Origin of the sequence: Photobacterium sp. SP02 (assembly GCF_038519165.1) — a bacterium.
GTDB lineage: Bacteria > Pseudomonadota > Gammaproteobacteria > Enterobacterales > Vibrionaceae > Photobacterium > Photobacterium halotolerans.
In genome coordinates this window covers 1-13,875 of the sequence record NZ_JASJOJ010000037.1, presented here as the reverse complement: position 1 = coordinate 13,875, position 13,875 = coordinate 1, and the positions used below count along the sequence as shown (strand labels likewise).

At 51.1% G+C, this 13,875-nt stretch carries 10 protein-coding genes and 1 pseudogene; 3 read left to right on the top strand and 8 right to left on the bottom strand.

What is annotated here, in order from left to right; genetic code table 11:
- The first annotated feature begins 224 nt into the window (after nt 1-224).
- On the top strand, nt 225-1,391 hold the full coding sequence (locus P0Y67_RS15195) for a Card1-like endonuclease domain-containing protein (RefSeq protein WP_342392545.1): 1,167 nt from the start codon (nt 225-227) through the stop codon (nt 1,389-1,391).
- A 65-nt stretch (nt 1,392-1,456) separates the two neighbouring features.
- Here P0Y67_RS15195 and udp read toward each other — a convergent pair whose 3' ends face one another.
- From udp to P0Y67_RS15175, 4 genes are all read right to left on the bottom strand, one after another.
- Nucleotides 1,457-2,224 carry a uridine phosphorylase gene (udp, locus tag P0Y67_RS15190; RefSeq protein ID WP_027252621.1) on the bottom strand — a complete coding sequence of 256 codons (768 nt, stop codon included), beginning with the start codon at nt 2,222-2,224 and terminating at the stop codon, nt 1,457-1,459.
- Nucleotides 2,225-2,607: 383 nt separating this feature from the next.
- Nucleotides 2,608-5,085 (bottom strand): zinc/cadmium/mercury/lead-transporting ATPase, encoded by a 2,478-nt coding sequence (locus P0Y67_RS15185; RefSeq protein WP_342392544.1) that lies wholly within the window; start codon nt 5,083-5,085, stop codon nt 2,608-2,610.
- Nucleotides 5,086-5,244: 159 nt separating this feature from the next.
- Entirely contained in the window at nt 5,245-5,661 is a 417-nt protein-coding gene (locus P0Y67_RS15180) for a CBS domain-containing protein (RefSeq protein WP_337113144.1), read from the bottom strand.
- Between the two features lie 160 nt (nt 5,662-5,821).
- A complete protein-coding gene (locus P0Y67_RS15175; RefSeq protein ID WP_342392543.1) occupies nt 5,822-7,141 on the bottom strand; it encodes a DUF945 family protein in 1,320 nt (439 codons plus the stop codon).
- A 169-nt stretch (nt 7,142-7,310) separates the two neighbouring features.
- Between P0Y67_RS15175 and P0Y67_RS15170 the strand changes: the two genes are divergently transcribed.
- Together P0Y67_RS15170 and P0Y67_RS15165 are read left to right on the top strand one after the other, a co-directional pair.
- Nucleotides 7,311-8,303, top strand: a complete 993-nt coding sequence (locus P0Y67_RS15170; protein WP_342392542.1) for a 2-hydroxyacid dehydrogenase — start codon at nt 7,311-7,313, stop codon at nt 8,301-8,303.
- A gap of 191 nt (nt 8,304-8,494) precedes the next feature.
- Complete coding sequence (locus tag P0Y67_RS15165; protein WP_192014853.1) at nt 8,495-9,043, top strand: hypothetical protein; 549 nt, start codon at nt 8,495-8,497, stop codon at nt 9,041-9,043.
- Nucleotides 9,044-9,227: 184 nt separating this feature from the next.
- On the opposite strand, the gene sucD is transcribed toward P0Y67_RS15165, so the two are convergent.
- From sucD to P0Y67_RS15145, 4 genes and pseudogenes are all read right to left on the bottom strand, one after another.
- Complete coding sequence (sucD, locus tag P0Y67_RS15160) at nt 9,228-10,100, bottom strand: succinate--CoA ligase subunit alpha (protein WP_337113140.1); 873 nt, start codon at nt 10,098-10,100, stop codon at nt 9,228-9,230.
- 2 nt (nt 10,101-10,102) lie between these two features.
- The gene (gene sucC, locus P0Y67_RS15155; RefSeq protein ID WP_120510421.1) at nt 10,103-11,269 is read right to left on the bottom strand and encodes an ADP-forming succinate--CoA ligase subunit beta; all 1,167 of its coding nucleotides are present in this window, start codon (nt 11,267-11,269) and stop codon (nt 10,103-10,105) included.
- A gap of 131 nt (nt 11,270-11,400) precedes the next feature.
- The gene (odhB, locus tag P0Y67_RS15150; protein WP_337113139.1) at nt 11,401-12,612 is read right to left on the bottom strand and encodes a 2-oxoglutarate dehydrogenase complex dihydrolipoyllysine-residue succinyltransferase; all 1,212 of its coding nucleotides are present in this window, start codon (nt 12,610-12,612) and stop codon (nt 11,401-11,403) included.
- Between the two features lie 32 nt (nt 12,613-12,644).
- Nucleotides 12,645-13,875, bottom strand: a pseudogene (locus tag P0Y67_RS15145) (2-oxoglutarate dehydrogenase E1 component); the annotation flags it as partial.

The following is a 13,875-nucleotide window of genomic DNA, read 5'->3' as shown; positions in this document are numbered from 1 at the left end:
AGACAAATGCAATGCCTTTATACCGCAACATCCCCTCACACAAAAAATGCACCGAATTGACAATACACCAACAAAAACAGCGGAGATATCCGATACTTTCTTTAAGTGCTTGAAATAAGTTTTCCATGCACCCATATAAAATAAATACTTACTCACTTTCTGGTGTCGGCCGTTTCTGGCTTTCTGTTCTTTGCCGGTATCAGCCGAAGTACTAAAGGATAATTATGATTACTCATGTTGGCATTATCGATCAGGACCCGGTCAGGCTGATCACTTCCCTTTTAGACCACGGTGTCCCAGCCGGAAAGATGATTTTTATCGGTACAGAAGCGCAGCAAGAAACCTATGGCCGCCTGAGTTCGATACTGATACCCCGCGATATTGAGACTGAATTTTTCACCATTCCCGACTCCATTAATATTACAACCCTTCGCCAGCGACTGAATGAACTGGCAACCCGTTTGAAAGAGTCAAACAGTGAAGTTTGGTTCAATGCCAGTTGCGGCCTTCGCCACCGCCTGCTGTCTGCCTATGAGGTGTTCAGGAGCTACCAATGGCCGATTTATGTCATTGAGCCCTACAGTGATGAGATGTGCTGGCTGTATCCCGCCGGCCGGGAGCAACAGCAGGTTGAAGACCGTATCCAGCTCACCGATTACCTGACTATCTTCGGCGCGCGTGCTGAGCTGCCCGAAACAAGTGTACCGGAAGCCCTCAATCAGCAGCTCTGGGATCTGGGGCAGCGCTGGGCAAGCTCAGCGCTGGAGCTTGGCCCCGGGCTGGCCACTCTGAATTATCTGGCAACAACCTGCCGCAAAGAACAGAAGCTGGATGTCGAGTTGAGTGACAAACAGCAGGGATACAAAGAACTGGCTCTGCTGATCAACGATTTACAGGAAACCGGTCTGGCACACTATGACAATGGCATTCTGACGTTCAGACACGAAGAAGCCCGCCGCTTCGCTAATGGCGAATGGCTGGAGAACCTGGTTCACAGTACCGTCCGGGCGATTCAGAGTAAGCTGCCAACCATACAGGACCACTCGCTGGGCGTGCAGGTTTACCGCCAGATAGGTGATCGGGAAGTGCGTAATGAGCTGGACGTGGCGACTGTCGTTAATAACAAGCTGCATATCATTGAATGTAAAACCAAAGGCATGCGGGACGATGGTGACGATACCCTGTACAAACTGGAATCCCTGCGGGATTTGTTAGGTGGCCTGCAGGCACGTGCCATGCTGGTGAGTTTCCGCCCTCTTCGCCATCATGATCTGATACGGGCTGAAGATTTAGGGCTGGCGATCATCGGACCCGAACAGCTGGGTGAGCTGGAGCAACACCTGCATACCTGGTTCAAAGCAGCTGGCGGCCAGGCCAACCGGCTGTTGTGATCACTTTTGTGCGGTAAAAAAAACCGATGCATCTGGCATCGGTTTTTTTTATGGCTGGTAACTGATTATTTGTTCAGCATACGACGAGCAGCGTCAACAACCACACGGATTGCACGTGCTTCTGTTTCTTTCAGCGTCGCGTGATCTGGCGTCTCTTTCTGAGTACGGTTGATAATCACACCCGCCACACAGCCGGCACGCAGACCCGAGCTTGCACACATGGTCAGTAAGGTAGCTGATTCCATTTCAAAATTCAGCACACCCATGTCCTGCCATTCTTTCATCGAACCCTGGAAACGACGGACAACACGGCCAGAGAAAGTGTCGTAGCGCTCCTGCCCCGGATAGAAAGTATCACTGGAGGCCGTCACCCCTGTGTGCACTCCTGTGTCTTCCGCATCGCACGCTTCTTTCATCGCAGTTGCCACGTCAAAATCAGCCACTGCCGGGAATTCCATTGGCGCAAAGTGCAGGCTGGCACCGTCCAGACGCACAGAGCCAGTGGTCACTATCATGTCACCCACATTGATATGCGGCTGAATCGCACCTGTCGTGCCGACACGCAGGAAAGTACGCACACCCAGCTGAGCCAGTTCTTCAACCGCAATTGAGGTTGATGGGCCGCCGATACCTGTTGAACATACCACAACAGACTTGCCATCCAGCTTTGCACGGTACAGTGTGTACTCACGGGCACTGTTTAAAAACTCAGGCTCATCCATAAGATTGGCGATTTTTTCAACGCGTGCCGGGTCACCGGGAATAATGGCAATTTCAGCGCCCTGAAGATCAGCTTTAGTAACACCCAGATGGAATACCGCGGTCTCAGACATAATTCTATCCTTCATTGTGTGGCCTGCTTTGTGGCGGCCTATTATGGGATCTTATTCAACAACTTGAACTCTCGAATACCCGCTAACCATAGCTCATCACCGCCGTGATATGGGTGATTAACATCACATTAAATACAAATGTAAATGCAACAGATTCATTAAAACAGATCAACGATCACACTAATGTGCAACGCGATTCACTTTACCCGTAACCAATGCGCTTGAACCAGATGGAAAGCATCAGCCCTGCTCCTGGTCTTAACGTGAGCAATCAATGTTCTATGTTGCCTTATTAAGGCTCTGCACAAAGAAAAGGCTCAAGCCAGCGCTTAAGCCTTCTGATTGTAGCCCGGTCTCAGCCGGAGCGCTGAACCCGCGGCAAATTACGCATCTGGCTTAAACCGCAGCAATCGCAGCGCATTCACAGTCACCAGGGCTGTGGCACCGCTGTCTGCCAGTACGGCAACCCAAAGCCCTGTCCAGCCCAGCAAGGTGGTAAGCAGAAAGATCAGCTTCAAGCCCAGGGCCAGGCTGATGTTCTGACGAATATTGGCCAGCGTCATTCGCGACAAAGCAATCATGTCCGGTAATTCATTCAGGCGATTATGGGTCAGTGCGGCATCGGCAGTTTCCAGTGCCACGTCCGTGCCGCTTCCCATTGCGATGCCGACACTGGCCATTTTCATCGCCGGCGCATCATTAATGCCGTCGCCCACCATGGCCACTTTATAGTCACGGCTCCACTGAGCAACTTCAGTCACTTTATCTTCAGGTAACAGGCTGGCCCGAAAATCGACACCGACCTCAGAAGCGATCGCCTTGGCAGCCCGCAAGTTATCACCGGTTAACATCACACTGCGAATGCCTAACGCTTTGAGTCTGTCGACCGCCATCAGGGCATCTTCACGCAGATTATCCCGCCAGGCGATCAGTCCGACCGGCACGTTATCACGCAGCACCACCACCAGGGTTTTGCCCTCATCGCTCAGGCTGTCGATGTCAGCCTGCTGGGATTGGGTTATCCGGCCGGGATCGTCAAGACGATCTGTGGCGATAAGATGGATGACAGTGCCGTCAACCACACCCTGAATCCCGCGACCAGGCAATGCTTTGCGGTTTTCAGCATGCGGCACCGCCAACCCCTGCTGGCGTGCTTTGTCGATCACAGCCTGCGCCAGCGGATGCAGCGATCCGGTTTCTATCGCGGCGGCTTCGCTGAGCAGCCTTGTTTCATCGCCCTGCCAGACGAGCAAATCCGTTACCCGCGGTTTACCCTGGGTTAAAGTGCCTGTCTTATCAAACGCGACCACCTGCGTCTGGCCTAATTGCTCCAAGGCCGCACCGCCCTTAATCAGGGCTCCGCGACGCGCCGCTGCCGCCAGTCCCGAGGTAATAGCCGCCGGGGTTGAGATCACCAGAGCACATGGGCAGGCAATCAGCAGTAATGTCAGTCCTTTATACAGCCATTCATCCCAGGACAGGCCAAAAATCACAGTCGGCACCAGCACAATCAGCGTCGCCAGAGCAATCATCGCGGGGGTGTACCAGCGGCTGAAGCGATCGATAAAACGTTCTATCGGGGCTTTACTGGCTTCTGCATTTTCAATCAGGTGCAGTATGCGGTCGATGGCATTTTCACCCTGCTTAGACTCGACTTTAACCCGCACCAGGTGATCGGCTGACAGTGAACCGGCAAGAATACGCTCTCCCGCAAAACGCTCTACCGGAACCGATTCGCCGGTTAATGCACTTTCATCAAAGCTGGCTGCCTTATCAAGCAATATGGCATCGGCGGGTAAGCGGGCGCCCGGAGCCACTTCAATCATATCGCCGGGCTGGAGCTGATCGGCGGCCACTTCGCGTACCTGGCCGTTGGTGTCGACACGCATCGCTGTCTCCGGCACCAGCGCCATGAGGGCTTTTACCCCGCTGCGGGCACGGGCAGACGCATAGCCTTCCAGTTGTTCACCAATGAGAAACAGCAATAACACCATCGCCGCTTCGGCCGTTTCGCCCAGATAGAGCGCGCCGACAGCAGCCACGCTCATCAGGGTTTCAATTGAAAACGGCGAGCCGTTTTTAGCAAGTTTGATGGCTTTACCAATAATCGGGGTCAAGCCCACCAGCGTGGTGGCTGAAAAAGCAATCAACCCCAGAGTGTCAGACTGAGTGGAGATGACATAAGACACAAAAACCAGCGCGGCTGTCAGCGCGAGCATGCCATAAGTCTGCATGAATCCCGGAGCCGGGGCATCCTTACTCTGTTGCGGCCGACGCAAAGGGAAACCCGTTGCTTTGGCGGTGGCTTCCACCTCAGACATCATGCGCGATGAGATTCCGGCGACCACCAATTTCTCTGTCGCAAAGATCACCGAGGCCTGGTCGACACCCTCGATCGCCAGGATGGCTTTTTCCAGCTTTGCAGCACAGCTCGGACAATCCATGCCCTGTACGTGCCAGCTAAAACGCGCAACGGCACTTGGTTCAGTATGTTGCTGAGGGGCTGCGGCCTTTGCCAGCGATGCCTGATGAGAGGTATTTGGACTATCCGACCCATAGGAATGAGTGGCAGCGGAGCCTGACGGCGTCGTATGGGGGGTAATTTGCCGGATACCGGACAGGGCAGCCGCCTTGTCGCCATCGGGCGGTGTTGACAGTAAAGCTCGCCGCCTGGCGGGGTCGCTCTCTTCACTGCCTCCTGAATCGCACGCTCCCTCACAGCAACTTGCCGTCACAGATGCGGACAGACTACCTGCAGCAGAGGCAGCCATTGCACCCGGCTCGACACGTACACTGCTGCCGGTACTGACAGGCTTGATGGTATGGATGTGCGGTTTTTTATTATGGCATTGATGACACATACTGTTATTCCTTATTCAGTCAAAGTGGGCCTCAGTATCAATATAAACCTTGGAGTTACCTCCAAGGTCAAGCACTAAATACAGCTCTCAATCATTGAATGAATGGATGAAAACAGATCTCAAAAATAAAGGCGCTGAGCAGCGCCTGTATAAATCGCGTTACACCGGGTGCTTAAAGCAATCACCAATTTGATCACTGATGGCGGAAAGCACATTGCGGCGGGTAATAATACCGACCAGTCTCCCGCCTTCCACAACCGGATACAGCTTAGGTTTTTGCCCGGACATGGTTTCAGCAAGGGCAATAATGCTGGTCTCAGGATTGACTGTCAGCACATCCGTTCGCATGACATCACCCACTGTGTGGGTATCCTGGCAGTGATAACCAACTTTCAGTAACTTCTGAATAAAATCCTGTTCAGACACAAAGCCCACCACTCTGCGGTACTCATCAACAACAGGCCCGCCAATCTGCTTGGATGACAGCATCTTGTCCAACGCTTTAGACAACGACATACCTGCTTCAAAGGTTACCGGTCGGGTGTTCATATAATCTCTGACTTTAATCGACTCCATGTATCCCCCTGAAATTTTTCTTATATAACCGCAGGCAGATTCAGAGTGTGTCAATCTGAGTGCTTATCCCTGCGCCGATACCTTAAGTGTCGTCGATTTCAGCCAAATGTCTAAATTGATAGGTTCTATTTTATTCATTGTCGTTACCTATGATGCGCGCTTAAGAAAGGAGCAACATCATAAACATAGCCAGGGGTAATTGATCGCCGTTGCCCAGAATCACCTTATCGCCCACCAGTTTTACAGCAATAAATGCCCTGTCTTCTTTCATTGTCAGAACACCGCTCTTAATCAGCCGGTCGGTCTGAGGCTCCAGCCCTTCGGTCAATGTCAGCAACTCGGACGGAAACTCAAAATACATATCACCATCAAGCTTGCTGGTAACTTGTGCCAGATTTTGCGACGCGCGCGCCAGGCCTGGCTGCACAGTAAGACGGACATGACCTTTTATTGGCCCTTCAGGTGCGACCACACTGATATCTTTCAGGTTCACGGTCAGCCCTTTGGCAACCAGCAGATCCAGCGCTAACGCCATATCCTGAACCTGATCAGGGGATAATTCGCCGTCCAGCTGATCACCCAGCGCACTGAGACGGGTTACCGCGTCATAATCGAGATCAGACAACAGCAAATCGACATTGAATGTCTGGTATTGCTTGCCGTCCAGACTGGTCAGAGACGCGATGCTGAGCTGGTTGCTGTTCGTTAACTGCGCACTGACTGCCGGACTCTCCTCTGTCGCTGCCTGAGCTTCTGACAGGCTATTGAGTGACGCTACCTTGATGGTATCCAGATCCACGGACTCTTGGGTCTGATTATTGGCAAAGCCCAGCTTGCTTATCTGCAGTTGCTGGTTGCCAATCCAGAAGCGTCCGTCCCAGCGGCCTTCCCCGCCACCTGTCACACCAGACACCTGCATGCTTTCATCAGCGACTGTCTGCAATAATGCATCTTTCAGCGCATAGCTGAAACTGCCGTTTCCGTCAGCAGAGACAGTCCCGGTAAAGGTCAGCGGCTCAGACTTAAAGGCGTTGCCATCCTGATCGTTATACACAAAAGGATTCAGGGTTAAATCAAGATCGGTTTTTCTTGTCAGTGCAGTGCGCGTTGTTAAGGTTAATGGCACCGCATCGCTGCCCCACCAGGCTTCAACCTGAGAGGCGACCTTATCATCAACCACCAGCGTACTGTTGGAAGTGACCCCAAAGACACCATGATGAATCTCATGCGCAATGTGCCATTCGGTTGGCCAGTCCTGCTCGGCGAAAACCTCTTTCCAGCTGGATTTCAGCGCAATTTTCGACACAGCATGAGAGGTCAGATAACCACGTTCATAGCGTTCAGTGGTAACAGAAACATAAGGGCTGTTGTATTCCCCCACTGTGTCCTGATAAATACGCTCGCCAATCTGACCGACGGCCAGAGGCCAGCACAACACTACGGCTACCGCACCCGCAACAGCACCTATTTTTCCTAACATGTTTCTTTCCAATGATTATTTCCTGACGAATGCAATGAGTGTATTACAAACACCATCTTTGCTCTATGGATCAATGACTTTTATCACTGAGCACGGGTGATTAATCTGCTTGTCAGCCGGAGCGCACTGTGGGAAAGTGATCGCAATTTCAGATTCAAGGAGTGCAGTGATGAAAGTTGCCGTGTTCAGCGCCAAAAAATACGATCAAATTTCTTTCAATAAGAGCAATCCGCTTTTTGGCCACCAACTGAGTTTCTTTGATATTCAGCTCAACCTGCAAACCGCGAAACTGGCCCACGGCTATGATGCTGTCTGCGCATTTGTCAACGACGATCTGAGCAAACCCGTGCTTGAAGCGTTATCTATTCTGGGGGTGCGAGTCATTGCCATGCGCTGTGCCGGATTTGATAAAGTGGATGTGGATGCCGCCAAAATGTACGGCCTGCAGATTGTTCGGGTGCCCGCATACTCTCCGCAAGCCATCGCAGAACATACTGTCGGGTTAATGCTGAGCCTTAACCGTAAAATTCACCGTGCATACCAACGCACACGCGATGCCAACTTTTCATTGGATGGCCTGACGGGTTTTAACTTTTATGGCAAAACCGTCGGGGTTATCGGCACCGGGCGGATAGGTATCGCCACCATGCACATCCTGAAAGGCCTGGGCATGACCATTCTGGCCCACGATCCTTATGAAAACCCGGAAGCGATAAAGCTGGGGGCGACTTACACCTCGCTGGACGAGATTTACCGCCAATCGGATGTCATTACCCTGCACTGCCCGATGAGCAAAGAAAATTACCACATGCTGGACGCGCGTTCTTTTAGCAAGATGCGCGACGGTGTCATGATCATTAATACCAGCCGTGGTGAACTGCTTAACTCGAAAGATGCGATTGAAGCACTCAAAAGCCAGAAAATCGGCTCACTCGGTGTGGATGTCTACGAAAATGAAAAAGATTTATTCTTTGAGGATAAGTCCAACGACATTATTCAAGATGACGTTTTTCGTCGTTTGTCTTCCTGCCACAATGTGCTGTTCACCGGTCATCAGGCCTTCTTAACGGAAGAAGCGCTGGCCAACATCGCCGACACTACGCTATCGAATCTCAATCATTTTGCGCAAGGGACAAAATCTGGCAACGAATTAATACAATAAAAATCTTCTATCCGTTATTGTGATAAAATGGCTTATTAAAAATTTGTCAATGATCACAATTATGTGATTTTTGCTGCATTTTTACGCTATTGTCCCCGTAATACGGCACTTAATCTAAGGCCAACCTGTTATTGCAGGGACGAGTTGATTAAAATGCTCCAATTCATTTTTTGTTCTTTGGATGAAGATTCATGCGTAAATCGTTTATCGCTGGTGCCCTGCTACTGTCATTGGCTTCAGCAGCTCAAGCTAATTCAGCTAATACTATGAGCAACTTCAGCTACGACTATACAGAAGTGCGAATTGGCCTGAGCCCATTAACCTATGGTGCAGGTTTCAGCAAATCTATCCACCCGAATGCCCATTTAACCGGTAGCATCGATTCTGAATTCGAAAGCGACTGGGATCTTGCCTTAGGTGTTGGCTTCCATGCACCTATTAACAACTGGGCAGATCTGACGGGCGAGCTTAAAGCGCGCAACATCAAGAACAAAGACGAGTTTAACGACAGCACTGGCAAAACAGGTATGGAAATCAACCTGGGTGTTCGTCAATGGTTAGGCCCGCAACTTGAAGTAGGTGCCAAGCTCGGCCACATTAACGTTCATAAAATCGAAGAAACATTCGGTTCTGTTTATGGCCGTTTCCATGCCACTGAGCTGTTTTCAATCGGCGCTGAAGGTCGTTTCAACGATGTTTACGGCGATCAACTGTTACTGACTACCCGCTTCAAATACTAAGCGGGTACGTATAAAACATAGATAAAAGCCCGGCAGTCATGCCGGGCTTTTTTGTTTTATGTGCCTCACTCGCGCCATACCACGTCAGGTTTAATGCCAGGTAAACCAATACACGAGCTGAGATCAAAAAAAGCCCGTCAATAACGGGCTTCTTGTTACAGTCGTAGTCTGACTTGTCTGTTTATTACCAGCCAGTGACTTCTCTCAGTGCTTTACCGATATCAGCCAGGCTCTTAACGGTTTTCACACCCGCAGATTCCAGTGCTGCGAACTTGTCTTCCGCAGTACCTTTACCACCAGAAATAATCGCACCGGCATGGCCCATACGCTTACCCGGAGGAGCAGTCACACCTGCAATATAAGAAACAACCGGTTTGGTGACATTCTCTTTGATAAATGCTGCGGCTTCTTCTTCCGCAGTACCACCGATTTCACCAATCATCACGATTGCTTCTGTTTCAGGGTCTTCCTGGAACAGTTTCAGGATATCAATGAAGTTTGATCCCGGAATCGGGTCACCGCCAATACCTACACAAGTAGACTGGCCGAAACCTTCATCTGTGGTTTGTTTTACGGCTTCATAAGTCAGCGTACCTGAACGCGAAACAATACCCACTTTACCTTTCTTGTGAATATGACCAGGCATGATGCCGATCTTACATTCGTCAGGCGTGATCACACCCGGGCAGTTAGGACCAATCATGCGAACGCCGGTTTCTTCCAGCTTCACTTTCACGTCGATCATATCTGTTGTCGGGATACCTTCTGTAATGGTAACGATCAGCTTGATACCGGCATCAATCGCTTCCAGAATGGCATCTTTACAAAATGGTGCTGGTACGTAGATAACAGAAGCTGTTGCACCTGTTGCTTCTACGGCTTCGCGCACAGTGTTGAACACTGGCAAATCCAGATGTGTTGTGCCGCCTTTACCTGGTGACACACCGCCAACCATTTGCGTACCGTATGCAATGGCCTGCTCAGAGTGGAAAGTACCCTGACCGCCAGTGAAACCCTGGCAGATGACTTTAGTGTCTTTATTAATTAGTACAGACATTCTTATTTGCCCTCCGCAGCAGCAACAACTTTCTGAGCTGCGTCGGTTAGCGACTCAGCTGCAATGATATCCAGACCTGACTTGGCCAGTACTTCGCGACCCAGATCAGCGTTAGTACCTTCCAGACGAACCACAACCGGTACCGTCACGCCAACTTCTTTAACCGCGCCGATGATACCTTCTGCAATCATGTCGCAACGAACGATACCACCGAAGATGTTAACCAGTACGGCTTTAACATTATCGTCAGACAGGATGATCTTGAATGCTTCTGCAACGCGCTCTTTGGTCGCACCGCCACCAACATCCAGGAAGTTTGCCGGCTTGCCGCCGTGCAGGTTTACAATGTCCATGGTACCCATGGCCAGACCCGCACCGTTCACCATACAGCCAACGTTACCGTCGAGAGCAACATAGTTCAGCTCCCATTGCGCTGCGTGTGCTTCACGTGCATCTTCCTGAGAAGCATCGTGCATATCACGCAGTTTTGGCTGGCGGTACATGGCGTTTGAATCGATGTTGATTTTACCGTCCAGGCACAGCAGGTTGCCTTCACCGGTGATCACCAGCGGGTTAATTTCCAGCAGAGCCAGGTCATACTGAGCAAACATCTGGCCCAGACCCATGAAGATTTTCACGAACTGCTTAATCTGGTCGCCTTTCAGGCCCAGTTTAAATGCCAGTTCACGACCCTGATAAGCCTGTGGGCCAACCAGTGGATCGATAGCCGCTTTGTGGATCAGCTCTGGGGTTTCTTCGGCAACTTTCTCGATTTCCACACCACCTTCAGTCGATGCCATGAAAACGATACGGCGAGTACCACGGTCTACAACGGCACCCAGGTACAGTTCGTTTGCAATGTTAGAAGCTTCTTCAACCAGAATTTTGGTTACCGGCTGACCGTTTGCATCTGTCTGATAAGTCACCAGGTTTTTACCCAGCCACTTTTGTGCAAACTCTTTAAGACCTTCTTTGGTGTCATGCAGTTCTACGCCGCCCGCTTTACCGCGGCCACCAGCGTGAACCTGACATTTGATGACCCACTTGTCACCACCGATTTTACTTGCTGCTTCCGCAGCCTCTTGTGGGGTATCACAAGCATAGCCTTCAGGAACTGGCAGGCCATACTCAGCAAAAAGTTGTTTTGCCTGATATTCGTGCAGATTCATTATGTTCTATCCGTTATCTAATCCCTGTGGGACGTGTTATATCCATTGAAATACTCTTGGGTATTCCTTCGTCAATCAATCTGGCTCAACAACCGCCACCTCAGAACAGTGGCGGATCGTTATGCGCAGTGTTACACGTCCAGAAGCAGACGTGTTGGGTCTTCAAGCAACTCTTTAACGGTTACCAGGTAGCCTACCGACTCTTTACCGTCAATCAGACGGTGGTCATAAGACAGCGCCAGGTACATCATAGGCAGGATTTCAACCTTGCCATCAACGGCCATTGGACGGTCCTGGATCTTATGCATACCCAGAATCGCACCCTGAGGCGGGTTGATAATCGGCGTAGACATCAGCGAGCCGAATACACCACCGTTAGTGATAGTGAAGTTACCGCCAGTCAGTTCATCAACTGTCAGCTTACCGTCACGGCCTTTGATCGCCAGTTCACGGATACCTTTTTCGATTTCAGCCAGGCTCAGCTTGTCACAGTCACGCAGTACCGGGGTAACCAGACCACGCGGGGTCGACACAGCAATGCTGACATCGAAGAAGTTGTGGTAAACAACATCATCACCGTCAATAGACGCATTCACTTCCGGGAAACGCTTCAGCGCTTCAACAACCGCTTTGACATAGAAAGACATAAAGCCCAGACGAATACCATGACGCTCTTCAAAGATGCCTTGGTACTGCTTACGCAAGTCCATGATTGGCTTCATGTTCACTTCGTTGAAGGTCGTCAGCATCGCTGTGCTGTTCTTCGCTTCCAGCAGACGCTCTGCAATACGCTTACGCAGACGAGTCATAGGAACACGCTTTTCACTGCGGTGAGCCAGAGGGGCTTCCACTTTCGCTTCAGCAACGGGAGCTGCGGATGCAGACTTGCCATTTTTCACGAACGCTTCTACGTCTTCGCGAGTGATACGGCCACCCACACCACTGCCTTTCACAGCCGATGCATCAATACCGTGCTCGCTGATCAGACGACGTACCGCCGGGCTCAGAGCATCATTGGTCTCTTCAGCCAAAGACGCTGTAGTACGTTTTGTCGGTGACGCTTCCGCACTGGCAGTCTTATCTTTGGTTGGCTCGCCGGCAACCGCGCCAGCTTTGATTTTACCCAGCAGCTGCTTGGTCAGCACTGTGGTACCTTCTTCCTCGAAAATGGCTTCAAGAATACCGTCTTCAGGTGCAGGTACTTCCAGCACTACTTTATCCGTTTCGATATCTACCAGAACTTCATCACGGCTTACTGCATCACCCGGTTTCTTGTGCCAGGTGGCTACGGTTGCGTCTGCTACTGATTCAGGTAAATCGGGAACCAGAATTTCGATTGTCATCTCAGTTTGTCCTTTTTGTTCCAGCTCTGGGTTTATTGTTCTGTGTTCAGCGCGTCATCAATCAACGCTTTCTGTTGTTTCAAGTGTACTGACATATAACCAACGGCAGGGGAAGCTGACGCTGGGCGGCCGGCATAGGCTAGTTGCGCGCCTGCAGGCAGGGCAGCACGGAAATTATGCTGGCTGCTGTACCAGGCACCCTGGTTTTGCGGTTCTTCCTGGCACCATGCGAAGTCAGTCACATGCTGATAATCAGCCAGTGCAGCTTCCACATCCTCTTTCGGGAATGGGTACAGCTGTTCAATTCGGATAATGGCGACATCCGTCTGCTCACGCTTGCGACGTTGTTCCAGCAGATCGTAATACACCTTACCTGAACACAGTACAACACGTTTCACTTGTTTCGGATCCAGCGCATCAATCTCACCGATTGCAGGCAGGAAATTACCTTCAGCCAGATCGTCCATTGTGGAAGTACACAGCGGATGACGCAGTAGTGACTTAGGCGACATGACAATCAGAGGACGGCGCATCGGGCGCAGCACCTGACGACGAATCATGTGGTAAACCTGAGCCGGCGTTGAAGGAATCACAACCTGCATGTTTTGTTCAGCACACAGCTGCAGGTAACGTTCCAGACGCGCAGAGGAGTGCTCCGGGCCCTGGCCTTCATAGCCATGTGGCAGCAGCATAGTCAGACCGCACATACGGCCCCACTTCTGCTCACCAGAACTGATGAACTGATCAATGACAACCTGAGCACCGTTTGCAAAATCACCAAACTGAGCTTCCCAGATTGTCAGGCCACCCGGCTCTGCCGTGGCATAGCCATATTCAAAGGCCAATACGGCTTCTTCTGACAACACAGAGTCGAAAACCTGGAACGGGCCTTGTTTGTCATGAAGGTTAGCCAGAGGCATATAAGTGCTGGCATCCGCTTGGTTATGCAGCACCGCATGACGATGGAAGAAAGTACCCCGTCCGGAATCCTGACCTGTAATACGGATGCGGTGACCATCATCAACCAGCGTTGCGTAGGCCAGCGTTTCGGCCATACCCCAGTCGACACCTTTCTCACCGGCGACCATAGACTGGCGATCGTTATACAGTTTCTGTACACGACTTTGCAGTTTGTGGCTTTCAGGATACTGACAAACGCGCTGACCCAGTTCATGCAGGCGCTGACGACCCACTTTATGGTCCCACTCTTTGGTCCAGTCATGGCCCAGATACGGAGCCCAATCCACTGAGTGCAGTGCCATC

Coding starts and splice junctions, on each gene's coding strand:
- P0Y67_RS15195 (WP_342392545.1), top strand. CDS start 225: ATGATTACTCATGTTGGCATTATCGATCAGGACCCGGTCAGGCTGATC.
- sucC (WP_120510421.1), bottom strand. CDS start 11,269: ATGAATCTGCACGAATATCAGGCAAAACAACTTTTTGCTGAGTATGGC.
- sucD (WP_337113140.1), bottom strand. CDS start 10,100: ATGTCTGTACTAATTAATAAAGACACTAAAGTCATCTGCCAGGGTTTC.
- P0Y67_RS15180 (WP_337113144.1), bottom strand. CDS start 5,661: ATGGAGTCGATTAAAGTCAGAGATTATATGAACACCCGACCGGTAACC.
- P0Y67_RS15185 (WP_342392544.1), bottom strand. CDS start 5,085: ATGTGTCATCAATGCCATAATAAAAAACCGCACATCCATACCATCAAG.
- P0Y67_RS15175 (WP_342392543.1), bottom strand. CDS start 7,141: ATGTTAGGAAAAATAGGTGCTGTTGCGGGTGCGGTAGCCGTAGTGTTG.
- P0Y67_RS15165 (WP_192014853.1), top strand. CDS start 8,495: ATGCGTAAATCGTTTATCGCTGGTGCCCTGCTACTGTCATTGGCTTCA.
- odhB (WP_337113139.1), bottom strand. CDS start 12,612: ATGACAATCGAAATTCTGGTTCCCGATTTACCTGAATCAGTAGCAGAC.
- udp (WP_027252621.1), bottom strand. CDS start 2,224: ATGTCTGAGACCGCGGTATTCCATCTGGGTGTTACTAAAGCTGATCTT.
- P0Y67_RS15170 (WP_342392542.1), top strand. CDS start 7,311: ATGAAAGTTGCCGTGTTCAGCGCCAAAAAATACGATCAAATTTCTTTC.